The 19253-nt window shown below is 55.4% G+C and carries 22 protein-coding genes; 15 read left to right on the plus strand and 7 right to left on the minus strand.

Annotation, left to right across the window (positions count from 1 at the left end):
* The first annotated feature begins 1 nt into the window (after position 1).
* The 5 genes from PXC00_RS12270 to PXC00_RS12290 all read left to right on the plus strand — a co-directional run bounded on the left by PXC00_RS12270 (position 2) and on the right by PXC00_RS12290 (position 4718).
* Positions 2 to 682 (plus strand): HAD family hydrolase, encoded by a 681-nt coding sequence (locus PXC00_RS12270; protein WP_275844759.1) that lies wholly within the window; start codon positions 2 to 4, stop codon positions 680 to 682.
* Entirely contained in the window at positions 679 to 1569 is an 891-nt protein-coding gene (locus PXC00_RS12275; RefSeq protein ID WP_275844760.1) for an FUSC family protein, read from the plus strand. The genes PXC00_RS12270 and PXC00_RS12275 overlap by 4 nt, the downstream gene beginning before the upstream one ends.
* 408 nt (positions 1570 to 1977) lie before the next feature.
* Positions 1978 to 2994: an ABC transporter substrate-binding protein gene (locus PXC00_RS12280; RefSeq protein WP_275844762.1), complete on the plus strand. Its 1017-nt coding sequence runs from the start codon at positions 1978 to 1980 to the stop codon at positions 2992 to 2994.
* A gap of 28 nt (positions 2995 to 3022) precedes the next feature.
* Positions 3023 to 3940: an ABC transporter permease gene (locus PXC00_RS12285; protein ID WP_275844763.1), complete on the plus strand. Its 918-nt coding sequence runs from the start codon at positions 3023 to 3025 to the stop codon at positions 3938 to 3940.
* A complete protein-coding gene (locus PXC00_RS12290; RefSeq protein ID WP_456064454.1) occupies positions 3909 to 4718 on the plus strand; it encodes an ABC transporter ATP-binding protein in 810 nt (269 codons plus the stop codon). The genes PXC00_RS12285 and PXC00_RS12290 overlap by 32 nt, the downstream gene beginning before the upstream one ends.
* 71 nt (positions 4719 to 4789) lie before the next feature.
* Here the strand turns inward: PXC00_RS12290 and PXC00_RS12295 are convergent, their stop codons facing one another.
* The 4 genes from PXC00_RS12295 to PXC00_RS12310 all read right to left on the minus strand — a co-directional run bounded on the left by PXC00_RS12295 (position 4790) and on the right by PXC00_RS12310 (position 10164).
* The gene (locus tag PXC00_RS12295) at positions 4790 to 6445 is read right to left on the minus strand and encodes a lipopolysaccharide biosynthesis protein (protein ID WP_275844764.1); all 1656 of its coding nucleotides are present in this window, start codon (positions 6443 to 6445) and stop codon (positions 4790 to 4792) included.
* 164 nt (positions 6446 to 6609) lie between these two features.
* Positions 6610 to 7329, minus strand: coding sequence for an L-ribulose-5-phosphate 4-epimerase (locus tag PXC00_RS12300; RefSeq protein ID WP_275844765.1), 720 nt, complete (start codon positions 7327 to 7329; stop codon positions 6610 to 6612).
* Between the two features lie 27 nt (positions 7330 to 7356).
* Complete coding sequence (gene araB / locus PXC00_RS12305) at positions 7357 to 9024, minus strand: ribulokinase (RefSeq protein ID WP_275844766.1); 1668 nt, start codon at positions 9022 to 9024, stop codon at positions 7357 to 7359.
* A gap of 66 nt (positions 9025 to 9090) precedes the next feature.
* A complete protein-coding gene (locus PXC00_RS12310) occupies positions 9091 to 10164 on the minus strand; it encodes a GntR family transcriptional regulator (RefSeq protein ID WP_275844767.1) in 1074 nt (357 codons plus the stop codon).
* 274 nt (positions 10165 to 10438) lie between these two features.
* On the opposite strand from PXC00_RS12310, the gene PXC00_RS12315 reads away from it, so the two are divergent.
* The 4 genes from PXC00_RS12315 (at position 10439) to PXC00_RS12330 (ending at position 12506) form a co-directional block, all read left to right on the plus strand.
* Positions 10439 to 10999 carry a TIGR01440 family protein gene (locus PXC00_RS12315; RefSeq protein WP_275844768.1) on the plus strand — a complete coding sequence of 187 codons (561 nt, stop codon included), beginning with the start codon at positions 10439 to 10441 and terminating at the stop codon, positions 10997 to 10999.
* A 346-nt stretch (positions 11000 to 11345) separates the two neighbouring features.
* Positions 11346 to 11492 carry a hypothetical protein gene (locus tag PXC00_RS12320; protein ID WP_275844769.1) on the plus strand — a complete coding sequence of 49 codons (147 nt, stop codon included), beginning with the start codon at positions 11346 to 11348 and terminating at the stop codon, positions 11490 to 11492.
* Between the two features lie 12 nt (positions 11493 to 11504).
* Positions 11505 to 11648, plus strand: a complete 144-nt coding sequence (locus tag PXC00_RS12325) for a hypothetical protein (protein WP_275844770.1) — start codon at positions 11505 to 11507, stop codon at positions 11646 to 11648.
* Positions 11649 to 11783: 135 nt separating this feature from the next.
* Entirely contained in the window at positions 11784 to 12506 is a 723-nt protein-coding gene (locus tag PXC00_RS12330) for a hypothetical protein (RefSeq protein ID WP_275844771.1), read from the plus strand.
* On the opposite strand, the gene PXC00_RS12335 is transcribed toward PXC00_RS12330, so the two are convergent.
* From PXC00_RS12335 to PXC00_RS12345, 3 genes are read right to left on the minus strand one after another with little or no spacing between them, the layout of a single operon-like run.
* The gene (locus PXC00_RS12335) at positions 12493 to 12726 is read right to left on the minus strand and encodes a manganese catalase family protein (RefSeq protein ID WP_275844772.1); all 234 of its coding nucleotides are present in this window, start codon (positions 12724 to 12726) and stop codon (positions 12493 to 12495) included. The two genes, PXC00_RS12330 and PXC00_RS12335, sit on opposite strands and share 14 nt — an antisense overlap.
* Positions 12726 to 12992, minus strand: coding sequence for a spore coat protein CotJB (locus tag PXC00_RS12340; RefSeq protein WP_275844773.1), 267 nt, complete (start codon positions 12990 to 12992; stop codon positions 12726 to 12728). Before PXC00_RS12340 ends, PXC00_RS12335 begins: the two co-directional genes overlap by 1 nt.
* Entirely contained in the window at positions 12989 to 13180 is a 192-nt protein-coding gene (locus tag PXC00_RS12345; protein WP_275844774.1) for a spore coat associated protein CotJA, read from the minus strand. The genes PXC00_RS12340 and PXC00_RS12345 overlap by 4 nt, the downstream gene beginning before the upstream one ends.
* A gap of 251 nt (positions 13181 to 13431) precedes the next feature.
* Between PXC00_RS12345 and PXC00_RS12350 the strand changes: the two genes are divergently transcribed.
* From PXC00_RS12350 to PXC00_RS12375, 6 genes are all read left to right on the plus strand, one after another.
* Entirely contained in the window at positions 13432 to 14373 is a 942-nt protein-coding gene (locus tag PXC00_RS12350; protein ID WP_275844775.1) for a glycosyltransferase family 2 protein, read from the plus strand.
* 310 nt (positions 14374 to 14683) lie between these two features.
* Positions 14684 to 14968: a hypothetical protein gene (locus PXC00_RS12355; RefSeq protein ID WP_275844776.1), complete on the plus strand. Its 285-nt coding sequence runs from the start codon at positions 14684 to 14686 to the stop codon at positions 14966 to 14968.
* 129 nt (positions 14969 to 15097) lie between these two features.
* Entirely contained in the window at positions 15098 to 15481 is a 384-nt protein-coding gene (locus PXC00_RS12360) for a hypothetical protein (protein WP_275844777.1), read from the plus strand.
* A 124-nt stretch (positions 15482 to 15605) separates the two neighbouring features.
* Positions 15606 to 16019 carry a DUF134 domain-containing protein gene (locus tag PXC00_RS12365; protein ID WP_275844778.1) on the plus strand — a complete coding sequence of 138 codons (414 nt, stop codon included), beginning with the start codon at positions 15606 to 15608 and terminating at the stop codon, positions 16017 to 16019.
* Positions 16016 to 16411, plus strand: a complete 396-nt coding sequence (locus PXC00_RS12370; RefSeq protein WP_275844779.1) for a NifB/NifX family molybdenum-iron cluster-binding protein — start codon at positions 16016 to 16018, stop codon at positions 16409 to 16411. The genes PXC00_RS12365 and PXC00_RS12370 overlap by 4 nt, the downstream gene beginning before the upstream one ends.
* Before the next feature lie 206 nt (positions 16412 to 16617).
* Complete coding sequence (locus PXC00_RS12375) at positions 16618 to 19083, plus strand: FAD-dependent oxidoreductase (RefSeq protein ID WP_275844780.1); 2466 nt, start codon at positions 16618 to 16620, stop codon at positions 19081 to 19083.
* The last annotated feature ends 170 nt before the right edge of the window (positions 19084 to 19253 follow it).

Below are 19253 nucleotides of genomic sequence, written 5' to 3' on the forward strand. Positions count from 1 at the left end.
TTTGTATAAAGCCTGTATCTTCGATCTGGACGGCACCCTGGCAAACACCCTGTATTCGATTGCGGGGTTTTCCAACCGCGCCCTGCACGAATGCGGCTACCCCGAAATTGAGCCGGAACGCTACCGCCGGATTGTTGGAGACGGCGTTGTGGTACAGCTGCAGCGCATGATGGACGCTGTCTGCCCGAACGGCTGGACACCGGAGGAGGAGCAGAACGTGCGCCTCCTGTACGACCGCTACTACAACGCAGACCCCATGAAGGACATCCGCACCTATCCCGGTATGCTGCAGCTGCTGCAGGCACTGCGCGCAAACGGTCTGAAAACCGCCGTGTTTTCCAACAAACCGGACAGCTGGGCACAGCCAATCATCGAAAAGCTGTTTCCCGCAGGCACCTTTGACGCTGTGCGCGGCAAGTGTGACGGTGTGCCGCGCAAGCCCGCACCGGACGGCGCGCTGCTGCTTGCGCAGACGCTGGGCGTACAGCCCGCCGAATGCCTTTACATTGGCGACACCAATACCGATATGCAGACCGGCGCAAACGCGGGCATGGACACCGTGGGTGTGCTTTGGGGCTTCCGTGACCGGCAGGAGCTGGAAGCCGCACACGCGTGCGCGGTTGCGGCCGAGCCAAAGGAAGTCCTGCAGATTGCGCTGCACGGCCTGCAAACCGGCGTATGATCAGAGAAGCCGCGCACAGGCTGCGCCAACACACCCACCTTGGGCTTCGAATCATTAAAACCGGCATTGCTGTCACGCTCTGCATGGCGCTGTGCGACTTGCTGCAGCTGCAGCAGCCGTTTGTCGCGGTGGTCACCGCCATCATCAGCATGGGGCGCAGCATTGACAGCACAGTGCGCACCGGAAAAGACCACTTCCTCGCCGCAATCGTCGGCGCGGTGTGCGGCGCGCTGCTGTACCATGTTTCCCCACACAATGCCGGTTTGTGCGGCATTGGCGTCATCCTGGTCATTTTCCTTTGTCAGGTGCTGCGGCTGTACCGCGGCACACTGATGGCCTCCTTTATGTTTGCCATGGTCATGCTGCACCCGGACACTGCGGGCACCATTCAAACCGTGGCTTGGTGCCTGCTGGCCGCTCTGCTGGGCATTGTGGTGGCACTTGCGGTAAACCTGCTGATTTTGCCGCCAAACTATGCGCAGAACATTTTGCAGCGGGACAACCTGATTCACGCCATGCTCACACACGCGGCGGAAATCTGTGAGGAGCGGCTTTCCGCGCCGGATCTGGATGCTGTTCGTGTGCAGATTCAGCAGCTGCAGCACGACATCCGTCTTTACACTTCCGAGTGGAAGCTGTTCCGCAACCGGGACGATGCGGTTGCGGCCATTGCGCACCGGCTGGTCACCTACCAGGAAATTTTAAATGACCTTTGGGCGATTGACCGCCTGCAGAAAAAGCTGGACAGTGAAACTGCAGCTGTTTTTGCCTATCACATCAACCGCGCAAACCTGCTGCTGCGGGAACTGCAGCCGCAGTTGGTTCCCTCTGCTGCACCAACAAAAGAAACGCAGCCGCCGGAAAAAGATGGCAGCGACAGGCAGTGACCCTCTGTCACGCAGGCCGCGCGCATTTCCACAAAGTTCTGCTTGACAAACCGCCTTTCGCGCCCTATAATAGCAACAAAGTAAATCATGAAAACCTGTGAGAAAGAAGAGTACGCCGGCAGGCAACGTATCAGAGAACTGTGTATCGGTGAAAGCACAGCACGTCTGCGGCCGGCAGAATGGGCTTTTGAGGGCAAACCAAACGGTCATTTTTGACCCAGTAGGAGCGACGGTTTCTTTCCCCGTTACATGGAAAGCGCGCATCCCTTCGTGCGCGGCTGAGTGGGCGCATCGCGCCAATCCGGGTGGTACCGCAGAAGTTTTTGACATTCATTCGCTTCTGTCCCTGTTGTTTTTTACAGCAGGGGCAGGAGTTTTTTTATACGAATTTTTGAGGAGGCATTTCTGATGAAAAGAACATCTCGTTTAACAGCGGCGGTTTTAGCAGGCGCCGTGGCGCTTTCTTGCACTGCCTGCGGCAGCAGCAGCGCATCTGGAACCGGCAGTGCAGCCGCCGGCTCCAAAAAAATCGGCGTGATTCAGTACACAACCGTTCCCTCTCTGGATAATTGCTACAAGGGCTTTCTGAAAGGTCTTGCGGATGAAGGCTTTACCGAAGGCAAAAACCTGACGATTGACTTTCAGAACGCGCAGGCGGAAACCGCCACCGCAGACACCCAGGCGCAAACCATGGCGGCAAAAAAGTACGATTTGCTCGGCGCCATCGCCACTCCCGCTGCCATGAGCGCTTATGCCGCGGCAAAGCAGGATAATATCCCCGTCGTTTTCACCGCGGTCAGCGATCCGGTCGCCGCAAAACTGGTACAGAGCCTTGACAAACCCGGCAGCCTGGCCACCGGCAGCAGCGATCAGCTTCCGCTGGAAGCACAGGTGAAAATGATTCGCGCATTTTTGCCGAAAGCCTCGAAAATCGGCGTGCTGTACACCACCAGTGAACCGAACTCTGTTTCCACACTGGCGCGACTCAAAGAAATTGCACCGAAATACAACTTTGAAGTAGTGGAGCAGGGCGTTACCAACGCAAGCGAAGTGGCTTCCGGTGCACAGGCGCTGGTTGCCAAAGGCGTGGACTGCTTTAATAATTTCACAGACAACAACGTGGTAAACAACCTGCCCAGTGAACTGCAGGCCGCCGACAAAGCCGGTATTCCGGTTTTTGGCTCCGAGGAGGAGCAGGTGAAAAACGGCTGTCTGGCTTCCGTCAGCATTGACTTTGTCGCCCTCGGCGAGGAAACCGGCAAGATTGCCGGAAAGATTCTCAAGGGCGAGGCAAAGCCGGAAGACACGAAGGTATATGTGGTACAGAAAGGCAAGCCGATTTACAACACCGACGTCCTTTCCAAGCTGAAGCTGACACTGCCGGCAGACTATCAGGACGCACAGAAGACCACCACCAAACAGTAAGTGCAGCGACAGGAAAGCGGGGTTCGCATTGGATATTTTCATAGGGCTTGTGCAGGTCATCCTGCGTGAAGGGTTTCTCTACGGCATTATGGCAGTCGGCGTTTACATCACTTACAAAGTTCTGGACTTTCCGGATTTGACGGTAGACGGCTCCTTTCCGCTGGGAATGTGCACCGCGGCGGCGCTCATCACCGTGGGAGTTGACCCGTGGCTGGCGTGTCTTGCCAGTTTCGCGGCGGGCGCGGCGGCGGGCGCCGCCACCGGTCTGCTGCACGTAAAACTGCACATCACCGACCTGCTTTCCGGAATTTTGGTTATGACCGCGCTGTACAGCGTCAACATGGTGATTACCGAAAAAAAGGCGGTCATGGCCATCTTCAATATGCCGACCATCTTTAACAGCGGGCTGGGCGGCGTCCTGCACACAGCGCTGGGGGCGTGGGGCTGGGTACTGATGGCGTTCCTTGTGTGCATCGTGGTGAAACTGGTGGTGGACGCCTACCTCAAGACACGCTCCGGTCTGCTGCTGCGCGCTTCGGGCAGCAACCCGCAGTTTGTGGTTTCGCAGGGGAAAAATCCGGGAAACATGAAAATCCTCGGTTTAATTCTCGGCAATGGTCTAACTGCGCTTTCCGGCTGTGTGCTGGCGCAGCAGAAAGAAAGCGCGGATATCGCCTCCGGCACCGGCATGGTGGTCATGTCGCTGGCGGCGGTCATCATCGGCGCGGCGCTGTTTGGCCGCATAAAGTGGATGAAGCCAACCCTGACCGCGATTTTCGGCATGATTCTGTACCGCGCGTGTCTGGCTGCCGCCATGCAGCTGGGGCTTGACACCAATTACTTGAAGATGCTGATGTCCATTCTCTTCATCATCGCTCTGGTTGCCAGCCGCTTTACCCCGGGAAGGAGGAAACATGATGCCGCAATCGACCGTACCCGCATCTGAACCTTTGGTGCGCATGGAGCATATTTACAAAACATTTAATCCCGGCTCTGTCAATGAAGTTGTCCTGTTTCAGGACTTTGCCCTGCAAATTGCAGCGGGCAGCTTTGTGGCGGTCGTCGGCAGCAATGGCTCCGGCAAAACCACCATTTTAAACCTGCTCTGCGGCAGCCTGCCGGTGGATTCCGGCACTGTCTTTGTACGGAACCGAGAAATTACCAAGCTGAAGGAGCATCAGCGCAGCCGGTTTATCGGGCGGGTGTTTCAGGATCCCTCCGCGGGCACCTGTCCCTCCCTGACCATTCTGGAGAACATGGCGCTCGCGGACAACAAGGGCGGCAGCTATCTGCTGCAGCGCGGTGTCAACCGTAAGCGTGCCGACGCTTACCGCCAGCAGCTGGCGGAACTGCACATGGGGCTGGAGGATAAACTGGGCGTTTTGGTCGGCAGCCTTTCCGGCGGACAGCGGCAGGCGCTGGCGCTCTTAATTGCCACCATGACGTCCATTGACCTGCTGATTTTAGACGAACACACCGCCGCACTGGACCCGCGCTCCAGCGAAACGGTCATGCAGCTGACCCAGCGCGTGGTGGAGGAAAAGCACGTAACCACCCTAATGGTAACGCATAACCTGAAATTTGCAGTCGGCTTTGGTGACCGGCTGGTTATGATGCACCGCGGCCATGTGGTTTTGGATGCTTCCGGTGCGGAAAAAGAACATTTAGAAGCACACGACCTCACGGAAAAGTTTAACGATATCAGCTTAGAGGACGGAAACTGAAAGAAAAGCAGCCTATCCAAAAAACAGCCACCGGCAGGAATCTCTCCCGCTGGTGGCTGTTTTGTTTTTCTTCAATGTCGGTACCGGTCATGGGAAAAGGCTTCGTCCTCTTCCTCTTTTATGCGCAGATACGCTTCATAATCAAAGCCGTCCTCTTCGTCCGGCGCAATATGATAGTGCCTGCGCGGTGCCGACTTGGGCTGCTGCGGAATTTCCTCCCGTGTATACTCCTCATCCTGCGCCAGCTCTTCCTGCGTAAGGTCTGGCTTCCGCTGCACCTGTGTGGGTGCCGCCTTTTCCGTACCGGAAAGCCACGTCGGCAGCTTGTTCAGCATCCGCGCGGGCAGCACCTTGCGCACCGACTGCATCAGCGGCGCGAAATTCAGCGCAATCATCAGCACCGTCAAAAGCGAGCACCAGACACCGTACATCGGCACGTTCCGCATCATCAGCACCGCTTCTGCGGTCAGCAGCACCGTGTCCGCCGTCAGGCGCAGCGGGCTGAAGCGCACCCGAATGAATCGGCGCGTGTCAAACGCGCGTGTCACAAACATAACGACATACGCGGTCAGTGTTGCAACTCCCGCGCCCTGCGGCCCCAGCAGGGGAATCAGAATCACATTCAGCACAATATTCACGACAGCGGCAATGATGGTAGTCACCATATTGTTGATGCTGCGCTTTTCGACCATGTACACCGTACCAAGAAAGCTTGCCAAGCAGGAAAACGCCGTCGCAATCACCAGAATCGGAATGTAAATCCAGCCCTTATGGAAAGCTGCACCAGAGGTCAGCAAATCAATCAGCGGCCGGCACAGCAGGATGACCAATGCGCTGCCCACAAACACAATCGCCGCCATGGCGTGAAACACTTTTGTGAAAAAGCGCGCCCTGCCAGTTTCCTCCGTGATGGAGGACATCTGCCATGCATCCAGGAACACGCTGACCACCAGAGAAATCAAGTTTGGAATCTTGTAAGCACCGGCAAAGGCACTCGCAATCGCATCAGGCACATAGTTTGCCACCATGATGCGGTCTGCACTGTTGGTCAGCCAGAACGCGATTTTATTGGGAATCAGCGGCGCAGAGTAAACCAGCATCTGCCGCCCTGTAACGCGGTCCAGCCGGTGCAGCCGCACAAAGTGGTGCAGGCCCGCAATCCAAAACAGAACCGCCGCGCCAATCAAATCCGGAAGGATAATGCCCAGAATAAATCCGGTCACACCCATTTTCAGCGGATACAAAAACAGCAGCGTAAAAATCACGGTTGTAAAGGTGGTGAAAATTCCCTCTGCCGCGTAAAGCTTCACCATGTTGCGTGCACGCACAAACTGGCTGCACATATTGTGCAGGGAGGATGTAAACACAAAAACAGCAACCAGCACGCCGCGCCCTTTGACAAACTCCAAGCCGGGAATATGCTCCAGCACTGGTGAAAGCAGCAGCAGCGCCAGAGCCCCCAGGCAGGTCACCAGCAGGCTGACCGTAAAAACGTCTTTTTTATTGTACCGCCGATCCAGCCCAAAGCGGGTGATGCCGTCCACAATCTGCAGGGAAAACAGCGGAATCAGCACGTTGCCGATATCCTGCAGGTTATTGGCCGCAATAAAGTCGCTGCCCAAAGCCCCCGTTGTAAAGCGGGTCATGAGAATCGTCAGAATTTTCGAGCTGAAGGTTCCGACTGCAAAAATCAGCGTGTTGGACAGCAGGGTTCTATATCTATTCAAATGCAGCGCTCCCGTCAATCAACAGAATCAAATTGTATTATAGCATACCTGCCTGCACAATTACAATGGAACCCAACGCCAGCACGCAGGGTTTTCCGCGCAGCCAAAAAGCCGCAGGCTCCACGGGGGAACCTGCGGCTTTTATGTTGCTCTGCAAAAAGCGGTCAGTGCTGCTTTGCCTGCCCGTAGTAAGCGTTCGCGCCGTGCTTGCGCAGGAAGTGCTTATCCAAAAGCTCCTGCTGCATGGGCTGCATCTGCACGCCGTTGGTATTTTCGGTGTGCCACGCCATCATGGCAACTTCCTCCAGAACCACCGCGTTGTAAACCGCCTCGGCGCAGTCCTTTCCCCAGCTGAACGGCCCATGCGAGTGCACCAACACTGCGGGCACATGGTTCGGGTCGACGTTCCGGCTGCGGAACGTTTCCACAATCACGTTGCCGGTTTCCTTCTCATATGCGCCGGTAGTCGCGGTGCCGATTTCCTGCGGCGTCATTTTGCGGGTGCAGGGAATCTCGCCGTAAAAATAGTCGCCGTGTGTTGTGCCGTAAGCCGGAATGCCGCGGCCCGCCTGTGACCAGATGGTCGCCCAGCGGGAGTGTGTGTGCACCACGCCGCCAAGCCCCGGAAACTGCCGGTACAGCACCGCATGGGTCGGTGTGTCAGAGGAGGGGTTGAGCGCCCCCTCCACTTTCTTTCCGTCCAAGTCGCAGACCACCATGTCTGCCGGGGTCAGCTGGTCATAGGGCACACCGGACGGTTTAATGACAAACAGCTTCGTTTCGGGGTCATAGCCGGAAACATTGCCCCACGTAAACACCACCAGACCATGTTTGGGCAAATCCAGATTTGCCTTGCAGACTTCTTCTTTCAGTTTTTCAAGCATCTCAAATTTCCTTTCGCTGTAAAATTTTCACTTTGCCTGTGCCGCTTTCAGCGCTTTCAAGCGCTTCATCACATCATTTTCGCCGCGGCCGAAGTAATCGTGCAGGGTCTTGTACTCGGCGTAAAGCTTATCGTAAACCGCTGTGTTTTCCGGAATCGGCGTATAAACCGTATCTTTCACCTTGCCCATGACGCGTGCAGCCTCAAAAATGTCGTCATAGCCGCCGGCAGCCTTGCCCGCCGCCTTTGCCGCGAAGATGGCACTGCCCAGCGCCGGGCCCTGCAGCGAGCCAGCAATCTTAATCGGCATCTTAATGACATCGGCGTAAATCTGCATGGTCATCGGGTCTTTCTGGCTGATACCGCCGGAAGCGAAGAATTCCTCCACCGGTACGCCGTGCTCACGATAATTCTCAATAATCGCACGGGTGCCGTAAGCAGTCGCTTCAATCAGCGCGCGGTAGATTTCTTCCGGCTTGGTCTGTAGGGTCATGCCGAGCATCATGCCGGTCAAATCCACATCCACCAAAATGGAGCGGTTGCCATTCCACCAGTCCAGTGCGAGCAGCCCGCTTTCGCCCGGCTTCTGCTTTTCTGCCTTTTCGCGCAGGAACTTGTGAATGTTCTTGTTTTCTGCCTTTGCAGTGTCATAGTAAGAAGCCGGCAGGCAGTTGTCCACAAACCACGCGAAGTGGTCACCGACACAGCTCTGCCCCGCCTCATAGCCGTAATAGCCGGGCATAACGCCATCGGCAACCACACCGCACATACCGGGAACCTGCTTCTCCGTTTCGCCCATCATGATGTGGCAGGTGCTGGTGCCCATGATGGCCAGCATCTTTGCCGGGCCGTCAATGCCGACAGCCGGTACGCAGACGTGCGCGTCCACGTTGCCGACAGCAACCGCTGTGCCCGCGCGCAGGCCGGTGAACGCCGCCGCTTCCTCGGTCAGGACACCCGCCTTTTCGCCCAGCGGCGAAATGACTGTGCCCAGCTTTTCTTCCACAACATTTTCCATACGCGGGTCGAGCGCCTTAAAGAAGTCCTGGCTCGGATAGCCGGTGCGCTTGTTCCACATCGCCTTGTAGCCGGCGGTGCAGGAGTTGCGCGTTTCCCTGCCGCACAGCTGCCAGATGATCCAGTCTGCCGCTTCAATCCAGCGATCCATGGCACTGTAAATCTCCGGCGCTTCGTCCAGCACCTGCCACAGCTTCGGAATGACCCATTCGCTGGAAATCTTGCCGCCGTAATTCTGCAGCCACGGCTCCTTGCGCTGTGCCGCAATCTCGTTGAGGCGGTTTGCCTTGTCCTGTGCGGCATGGTGCTTCCACATTTTTACATAGGCGTGCGGGTTGTGCTCAAATTCGGGCAAAAAGCACAGCGGCGTGCCGTCCGCCTTTACGGGCAGAATGGTGCAGGCGGTAAAGTCCGTGCCAATGCCGATGACATCTGCCGGGTCTGCCTTGCTTTCCGCCAGTACGGCGGGAATCGTTTCCTTCAAAACATCCAGATAATCCTGCGGGTGCTGCAGCGCCCAGTCGGGGCCGAGCTTGGTGCCGTCCCACAGAGTTTCGTCCATGACTGCGTGCGGGTACTCGTAAACCGCGCTCGCCACTTCCTCGCCGGTCTGGACATTGACCAGAACTGCACGGCCTGACAGCGAACCGTAGTCCACGCCAATCGTATACTTTGCCATTTCATTTCCTCCTGAAAAACTTATAGTGAAAAATAAATAGGGGTTTTATCAAAACCGTCCGGCGCGTTACAGGCTGCGCGGCGGGCAGACGCTGTCGCGTTCCACCAGGTGCGGCGGAAAGTCCACGGTCGCGTTAAAGGTCGGGTCCTGAATCAGACGCAGCAGATTCTGCGCCGCGGTCATGCCAAGATCCTCCATGGGGTGCGCCACACTGGTCAGGGGCACCTCGCACAGCTTTGCTAAGTCGGAATTGTCCACACTGACAATCGAAATATCCTGCGGAATCCGCCTGCCCAGTTCCCGCAGTGTTGCCACAACCTGCAGGGCAATCTGGTCATTGTAGCAGAAAACAGCAGTGGCGTCCTGCAGGCGGTGCTGAAACTTTTCCGTCTTGAAGCCGTCCGCGAAGTCCTCGGTCGAGTACCACAGCACCAGGTCGTCGTCCAGCGGAATGCCCGCATTCATCAGCGCGCGGATATACCCCGCATAGCGCAGGCGGCCCTGGTAGTCGTCCAGCTTAAAAATACCGGCAATGCGGCGGTGTCCGGCGCGGATCAGGTGCTCCGTTGCGGCCAGACCGGTTGCCATGTCGTCCAGCGCCACATGCGGCAGCTGCAGGGATGGGTAATACGTATTGAAAAACAGCATTGGCAGGCCTTCCCGCAGCACTTCCCCGTACAGGTCCATGTTCGGGCTTGGCAGTCCGCTTTTGGCAGGCTCCACAATCAGCCCGTCCACGCCGCGCGCAATCATGTTACTCAGCGCTTTTTTCTCGCTTTCCATGTGGTTGTGGGTAAACGCAAGCTGCATGGAATAGCCGTTCTCTGTCAGAACGTTTTCCATGCCGCGCAGAATGCCGGAAAAAATATAGTCGTTTACATAAGTAGAAATCACGCCCACTACCATCTGCGGCGCGTGCGTATTTGCAATTTTTCGGGTAACATACGTACCACTGCCCTGCCGGCTTTCCAGCAGCCCCTCCTGCACCAGCACATTAATCGCCTGGCGAACCGTCTGGCGGCTTACATTAAACAGCTGCCCCAGTTCTTTTTCCGATGCGAGCTTTTCGCCATATTGAAACTCCTGGCTTTTAATGCGGTCGCGAATCCAGTTCACCAGAATCATATATTTTGGAAGCATAAATTCACCTTTCCCTGACAAAGATGTACTGCCTCCAAAAAAGGCAGCACAGCAAACAAACCAGAATCAATCAGAATGAAAACCGTTTCTTAGGATAAATATACTGCCGCGGCGCGAAGTTGTCAAGTCAATTTTTTGTGCACGAGAAATGCTGTCCGTACAACTCCCGCCTGCAGTAAAAAATGTGCGCCAGCTGTCTTTTTGTGCTATACTGTAGAAAAGCAGGAACAAACACACCGCGCAGCGGTGCCGGATGCAAAGGAGCGATTTGGTTATGGCAGAAAATCTCAGTGAGCTGCGTGCCCTGGCAGGGCAGGCGGCTAAAGAACTGCTGGAAGCAGCAAATGTGCGCCCCGGCGGGCTTTTGGTGGTAGGGTGCTCTTCCAGCGAAGTGGGCGGACACCGCATTGGAACCGACAGCCGTGTGGAAACCGCCGCCGCCATCTTTGACGGCATTTACGAGCAGACCCAGCAGCGCGGCATTTTTCTGGCGGCGCAATGCTGCGAGCACCTGAACCGCGCGCTGATTCTGGAGCGGAAAGCCGCAAAAGCGTTCGGCTATGAGCCGGTCAATGTGGTGCCGCAGCCCAAGGCGGGCGGCTCTTTTGCCACCACCGCCTACGCCCGCTTTGAAGATCCGGTTGCCGTGGAGCACATCCGCGCCGACTGCGGGCTGGACATCGGCGGCACGCTCATTGGTATGCACTTAAAGGAAGTCGCTGTACCGGTGCGCCTTTCCATGAACCACATTGGCGAAGCGATTCTGCTGTGCGCCCGCACCCGCCCGAAATTTATCGGCGGCGAGCGTGCCCACTACGATGAAGCGCTGCTGTAGAAACCGGGGACTTTTTTCACAAATTCATCGAATCGAGTGGAAATGTTTTTTGCGGGCAGTCCCGCATATTTTAGTTGACACCGCCGTATGAATTTGCTATACTGAAAGTGTTCCAAGGTGCTGTGAGAGGAACAGAAAACAGTATAACGACAAAGGCGTCGCACTCCCAAGAGTGCGGCGCCTTTTTGCGTCTTTCCTAAGCTTACAAGCCACTTACATACAAGCCTCTCTTTTCTTACAATCGCGCGGCAACGCGCAGCGACCCCCGACCCAGCCAGTCGGGGGTTTTTTCTGTTCTGTGCATAGTTTTTCCTGCCGCCGCCCAAACTATGGCTGAGGTGAGAGCATGGCAAAGCAGGGCATGAAGCGCCCGAACCCCAGGGAATCCGGCAACCGGGCACCGAAAAATGAAGCGCCGCCTGTTCCCGAAATTCAGGGTAAAGCAAAAACCACAAAGCAGCGCGCCAAACCCCAGGCGCACAGCAGCCGCTAGGAGGAAAACACTGTGTCCTATATTGCACCGGAACTGCAGAAAAAATTCGATTCGCTCAGTGACGACCTGCAGAAAGAAATTTTGAGCCGCAACGTCAAACTGTACACGCTCAACGACCTGATCCGCTGCCTGGAAGACATTGTTCGGGGCAAGTGACCTAAAACAGAAGACCGCACCCGGGTGGGTGCGGTCTTCTGTGCTGCAGGCTTGCTTTTCCGACCCGCCGTGTTATAATAATGAAAAGAAACGACACGGAAAGCCCGCTTTCGCGGGCAGGAAAGGATGAAAAGAATGGGAAACTGGGCCTGGGACTCCACCGTCTCGCTGGTCTGCCTGCTGGCAGCAATCGCCTTTACCGCCGTCCTGCTGTTCAGTACCCTGCAGAAGCGGTCAAAGACGGTTCCCTCCATCGGCCTAATCTGCAGCGTCCTGCTGCTGGCAGGCGTAACGCTGACCGCGCAGCTGCCAAACATTCTGGGCGGTGGGCTGGGGCCGGCTTCCATTCCGGACACGGCATCCTCCACACCCACACAGACCACTGTGGCAAAGAAAACCGCAAGCACCGCTTCCCTGTCCCGCATTGATTACGCCGAAAAGCGGCTTGGCAGCGTCTGCTCGGACGCAGACGTCAACATGAAGCAGGCGGAAAGCCGCTTTTCTTCCGAAACCACCGGCAGCGCGTCTTCCAAATCCGCCAAAAGCTCCGCTTCTTCCGCGTCTTCTGCCGCTTCCAAAGCCTCCGGCATTCAGATTTTGCGCGCGCCGGGCAGCGTGGCACGTGGAAACGTCGCGCAACTGACCATTCAGGGCAAGGGAAACACGCAGTACCGCATCAAGATTCTGTACGACAGCGGCAGCACCGACGGAACCGGCTCGGAAATGAGCGTGCAGTCCGATACATTCGGGCGCGCCTCGTGGGCATGGACCGTTGGTAAAGACATTGAGCCGGGCGCACACTTCATCACCATTACCGGCGGCGGCGAAACCCTGACAACGAGTTTTACAACCACCTGAGGATACGGCAGAGGTGCCTTTCAGAAAACGACTTACCAATATCGGTTAATATTGCTTTCAGCTCCGGATACGGCATCACGTACCGCTGGGAAATATACCGCAGGGAAGCGCCCAACTCCCCATGCGGCCCGCCGTATTGACTGAGAATGATTTTCGCCATGTTTGCGTCCGGCGTCTTGATGTTAATCGGATACTGCAGCCGCTTCTGATAACTCCACATCAGCTTTGCCCCTCCTTCTGTGCCTGAATTTCCCACGGCCACGGGTCCTGCACCCACGCAACGCGGTTTGCCGTCATTTCATTGAGATTCATCGGGCCGTACGTCTCCTCATACTGGGCAATTAAATCCTGCGTCTGTTTTTCATACTCTGCCAAACGCTTCATGGCACCGCAGTCATTGGGGTGGGTGTCCAAAAAAATCTTCAACTCCCACATGGCAAACTGGCAGGCGCTGATTTTGCGCATCAACCGTTCCTGTTCCGTCATTTTCCGGCACCCCCCAAAAACGGTTTATCCAGCCCGGTAAACAGCGTGCCAGCCTCAAATGCCTTTTCCGGCGCGTACAGTCCCTCGAATTTTTGAAACGGAACGTAGGCCATGGCCAGCACCGGATCTTTGGGAAACGGTGACAGCGTCTGTGCATTGCATGGCTGATTCTGTGTATTTTCTGCCATCGAAAAAACTCCTTTCCTGAGGAAATATCCTTTCCCATCTTATGCGCCGTGCGGATTTTTGCTTAAACCGTTCTTTTTTCACAGACTCTGCGGGCAGTTTTCATCTGTTGAACAGATTTGCAGGTTACGATAGGTTTATAAAAATTCCGATTCTTGTAAACGTACACCACTTATGTTAAAATAAATTTACTTTATGAAGCAGAATATACCACAGCCCGTTCGGCTGTTCACGAAGGGGACTTTTAAAAATCATGTCAACTGTTTACTTTGTACTGCCCTGCTACAATGAAGAAGCGGTTCTGCCGGAAACGGTCAAAGAACTGACCGCACAGCTGCAGTCGATGATGCAGAGTGGTCTTGCCGACGAAAACAGCCGGATGCTTTTTGTAGACGACGGCAGCAAAGACCGCACTTGGGAACTGATTGAAAAATTTCACAGTGAAAATCCACTGGTCAGCGGGCTGAAGCTTGCGCACAACCGCGGCCACCAGAACGCTCTGCTGGCAGGGCTGATGACCGCAAAGGACGAAGCCGACTGTGCCATCAGTCTGGACGCCGACCTGCAGGACGACATCTCCATACTGCCGCAGTTCGTGCAGAAATTTCAGGATGGCTGTGACGTGGTCTACGGCGTGCGCAACAAACGCGAAACCGACACCTGGTTTAAACGCACCACCGCCGAGGGCTTCTATAAAGTGATGGAAAAGCTCGGCGCGGAAGTTGTCTATAACCACGCCGACTATCGCCTGATGAGCAAGCGCGCACTGGAGGCGCTCTCCGAGTACAAAGAGGTAAACCTGTTCCTGCGCGGCATTGTGCCGCTGATCGGCTACCGCAGCGATTACGTTTACTACGACCGTCATGAACGCTTTGCGGGCGAAAGCAAGTACCCTCTCAAAAAGATGCTCTCCTTTGCGATGGACGGCATTACTTCTTTCAGCGTCAAACCGCTGAAGCTGATTGCAAATCTCGGCATTTTCGTGGCGCTGATTTCAGTTGTGGGGCTGCTGTACGCGCTCATTTCCCACTTTATGGGCAACACCGTGGCTGGCTGGACCGCCATTGTCTGTTCCATCTGGCTTTTGGGCGGCATTCAGATGCTGTGCTTGGGCATTGTCGGCGAATATATCGGAAAAATTTACAACGAAGTAAAGGCTCGCCCGCGCTTCCGAATTGAAAAACATTTAAAATAAACGTTCAAAGGAGCCACAGGAAAGGTTTTCCCGCGGCTCCTTTTTTGACCCCGGCGGTATCAAAGTGCCGAATCCACCTCTTCCTGTTTTCACAAGGAATCTGCTTTCCTTGTGATGTTTTTGTGCATACAGGAAAAATCAAGAAAAAATAAATTGACAGTTTATGAAAAAAGTTAATATATTTATACGTTAGTCGCGACTAATTTAAGCTTCAACCAGAGACATCACCGGCGCAGCGAACTACTAAAAATACATACACAAAGAAGAGAAACAACGATGGAACAGCAGAAAAACGGAGAGGGTGATTCCTATGACAGTGAAAGAATCCTTTTCACGGCTGAAAAACAGCAGCTTTTGGTATAAAGCACTTTGCATATTCCTGCTTATCAATGTTTTTATGAGCTTTTGCTTCGACCCAAATCATACATATGGAAATATACCTGTGCGTTTTTTGCGTCTGGCTATTTATGCAGCCATTGCCTTTGCCATCTATAAAACCAGTGATATGAAAAAAACATCTTCACGTGTAATTGTCGGTTTCTCTATCGTGGCATTGCTATTCTATTTCATCATAATCATCAAAAGCCTTGTTTAAACGCTTCTCCGCACGCATCGTGTTTGGACTGCCTCTTGGCATTACCTTGCGGAACTTTTTCTTTTAAGGCTTCTCCATAGAAAGTTGATTGGAAAACTTTATTATTTTTTCTGTTAAATTTAAGAATTTATGTTACATTTTTTTGCCGCTGTACTGCTGTCTGTTTGTGCGGCACTTGTTTTCTCTGGCTGCGGCTCCGCCGCAAAGGTTTCGGACGGTACTTATCTGGCAAAAAAGACAAACAACGTGCTTAGTTCTTTTCTGCCGTACTTTGACGTTTCGCAGTCAAAGGTTAGCCTGCATCTGAATGTGGAAGTGTTCGTGAACGGAACCTGTCGGGAAAACACGGAAAAGCACCTTTTGACGGTGACACTTGACGACAAAAGTGAAATGCAGTTCGCGGTCAGCGGAAAAAAGCTGACCTTACAGCCCACAAGTAAATTATCTGAAACCGTAAGCCATGTCTATCAGTCCGGCATGGTGTTTGAAAAGGCAGAACCGGTTTCCGGCTGAGTTTTGTTCCCGCAGATGTGCGCTGCGGGAACATTTTGCGCATTTTATTCTTGACATATGCCATTTACCGTGTATAATAGAAGCATAAATGTCATATGCCATTAACGAAAAGGAGGTGAGCACCATGCCCAGGCCCTGCAAGCGCCGCCGGATTTGCGCGCTGCCCGGCTGCGGCCGCTTCGGCCCAAAGGACGCAGAAGCACCCCAAAAACCGGCAATCACCATGACACTGGATGAATTTGAAGCTGTGCGGCTGATTGACCTAAAGGGCATGACACAGGAGCAGTGCGCGGCGCAAATGAACGTGGCGCGCACCACCGCGCAGGCCATCTACAACAGCGCCCGCATCAAGCTGGCCGAGTGCTTGGTGAATCAAAGAGAACTGACTATACAGGGCGGCGAGTATGTGCTCTGCGACGGCAGCGCGCAAAACTGCGGCTGCACGCACTGCGGCCGCCGCCGATGCGGGACAAGTGGAGTCTCTACAGGCAAACCCACCATTGACTTACTGACAAAACAGGAGGAAACAAGCAAATGAAAATTGCAGTCACTTACGAAAACGGACAGGTCTTTCAGCACTTCGGGCACACTGAACAGTTTAAATTCTATGAGGTGGAAGCGGGCAAAGTAACCGCATCCTCCGTTGTGAGTACCAACGGCAGCGGTCACGGCGCGCTGGCAGGCTTTTTAAAGGCAGCACAGGTAGACACCCTCATCTGCGGCGGCATCGGCGGCGGCGCGCGCACCGCGCTGAGCGAGGCCGGCATCCGGCTTTTCGGCGGTGTTTCCGGTGACGCCGACAAAGCAGTAGAGGCGCTGCTGGCAGGCAGTCTGGCATTTGACCCCAATGTCAAATGCAGCCATCATGAGGAAAGCGGCCACACCTGCGGGGAGCACGGCTGCGGCGAGCACCACCATCACGGGGCATAACCGGATTCACAAAACAACTGCTGCAAGCGGACAGACGGGTCTTCCCCCGCCTGTCCGTTTTTTGTGACGCAGTTACAGTAAGGCATGGAAAAACAGGGTATACTTCACTGCAGAAGAGAATGGAAGTTTTGGGCTTTTCCCTGCATCTGCACCCGGAAGAACCGCCTGCAAATGCAGAAAACAAATTTCAATTAGGAGGAATCTTCATGCGTAAAGTTGTAATTGTCGGCGGTGTCGCGGGCGGTGCAAGCTGCGCGGCGCGCCTGCGGCGGCTGGATGAATCCGCCCAGATTGTCCTGCTGGAGCGCGGACCGTACATTTCCTATGCCAACTGCGGGCTGCCATACTATGTGGGTGATACGATTAAAACCGAGAGCGCGCTGCTGCTGCAGACGCCCGAAGCGATGCACCAGAAATTCAATGTGGATGTGCGCGTCAAAAATGAGGTGCTTTCCCTTGACCGCGCCAAAAAAGCGGTGCAGATCAAGCGTCTGGACACCGGAGAAGTGTATGAGGAGTCATACGACACACTGGTGCTTTCCACCGGTTCGTCGCCGCTGCGGCCGAAAATTCCCGGCATTGATTCCCCGCGCATCGAAACTCTTTGGACGGTGCCGGATGCGGCGCGCATCCGCGACACTGTCCGTACAAAAGGCATCCGCTCTGCCGCAGTAATCGGTGGTGGCTTCATCGGTTTGGAAATGGCGGAAAACCTGCGCGAAGCCGGTCTGGAAGTTTCCATTGTGGAAATGCAGAATCAGGTCATGGCGCCGCTGGACTACGAGATGGCGCAGCTGCTGCACGAGCACCTGACCGAAAACGGCGTTGCCCTGCATTTGGGCGATGGCGTCGCATCCTTCGCCGACAACGGGCAAGCCGTTTCCATTACGCTCAAAAGCAGCAAAACCGTTTCCGCAGAGTTGGTGCTGCTTGCCATCGGTGTACGCCCCAACAGCGAACTTGCCAAAAATGCCGGACTGACGGTCAATGTGCGCGGCGGCATTGTGACGGATGCGCACCTGCGCACGTCCGACCCTGCCATTTACGCGGTCGGTGACGTCACCGAAGTGGAAGACCTGGTCTTCGGCGGGAGCACGATGGTGCCGCTTGCCGGCCCTGCCAACAAGCAGGGGCGCATGGCAGCGGACAACATCGCCGGTGCGGATGAAACCTACCGCGGCACACAGGGAACTTCGGTTGCCAAGGTGTTCGACCTGACCGCCGCCAGCACTGGTGCAAACGAAAAGACGCTGCAGAAGCGCGGTCTTACGCGCGGGAAAGACTATGAAGTCGTGACCATTACACAGAACTCCCACGCAGGCTACTACCCCGGCGCACTTCCCATGACGCTGAAACTGTTGTTTTCCACAGACGGCAAAAAACTGTTCGGCGCGCAAATTGTCGGGCGGGACGGCGTTGACAAGCGCATTGACACCATTGCGGCAGTGCTGCGCCTGGGCGGCGGCGTACGCGACCTGACCGAACTGGAGCTTGCCTACGCGCCGCCCTACTCCTCTGCCAAAGATCCGGTCAACATGGCTGGTTTCACTGCGGAAAATGTGCTGCGCGGCAAAGTGCGCTTCGCGGACTGGAACGTCACGGAAAAGGAGCCGGACGCTGTCCTGCTGGATGTGCGCGAGGATGCGGAACTGCTCGCCTATTCCCTGCCGAATGCCGTTCACATTCCACTGGGGCAGCTGCGCGGGCGGCTCAAGGAACTGGACTCCGGCAAACCCATCGTCACGGTCTGTGCCATCGGTGTGCGCGCTTACAATGCGGCGCGCATCCTGATGCAGCACGGATTCCAAAACGTGCGGGTCTACCCGGGCGGCGCACGGTTTTACCGTTCGACGCACGAGCAGCCCGCGGTGCAGCCAGAAGCCGCGCCGAAACCGACTGCCGCCGCGGCACCTGCCAAAAGCACGGCGGTACCCAGCGCGTCCGTCCGACTGGACTGCTGCGGCCTGCAGTGCCCCGGGCCGATTATGAAAGTATATGAGGCCATGAAAGCCATGCAGGAAGGGCAGGTGTTGGAGGTAACCGCCTCTGACCCCGGCTTTGTCAAGGACATTGCCGCGTGGTGCCGCCGCACCGGAAACCCGTTGATTGAAAACACAAAGCGCGGCAGCGACTTTGTTTCTCTGGTGCAAAAGGGCGGCACAGCACCCACCGCACCGGCAGGGCCGCTGGTTCGTGACACACCGCAGGGAAAAACACTTATCGTCTTTTCCGGCGATTTGGACAAAGTGCTTGCCAGCTTTATCATTGCCAATGGCGCCGCAGCCATGGGTCGGCCGGTCACCATGTTCTTCACGTTCTGGGGGCTGACCGTGCTGCGCAAAAGTAAGAAACAGCCGGTGCAGAAAACCTTGGTAGAATCCCTGTTTGGCAACCTGCTGCCGCGCGGCAGCAAAAAGCTGCGCCTCTCCCGCATGAACATGGGCGGCATGGGCACCGCCATGATGAAAAAAATCATGCGCGACAAAAATGTCAGCTCTCTGGAGGAACTGATTCAGCAGGCAATCCGGCAAGGCATCAAGATTGTCGCGTGCACCATGAGCATGGATGTCATGGGCATCAAGGCAGAGGAACTGATTGACGGCGTAGAGTTAGGCGGCGTCGGCGCGTACCTAGGCGACGCAGAGGAATCCAACGTCAACCTGTTCATTTAGCCTGCCGCACAACCCGGTTGACTGCGCTGCAGCTGCCGACACATAAAGCCGGAGCGCCTTTCTACAAGGCGGCTCCGGTTTTTTCTGCGCGCAAATCCCCCTCTGCCTCCACCCGCGAAAAAAAGAAGCCTTTTTTCAATTTCCTATTGACATTCTATTTATATTTGATA

Source organism: Caproicibacterium argilliputei (assembly GCF_029211325.2).
Taxonomy (GTDB): domain Bacteria; phylum Bacillota; class Clostridia; order Oscillospirales; family Acutalibacteraceae; genus Caproicibacterium; species Caproicibacterium argilliputei.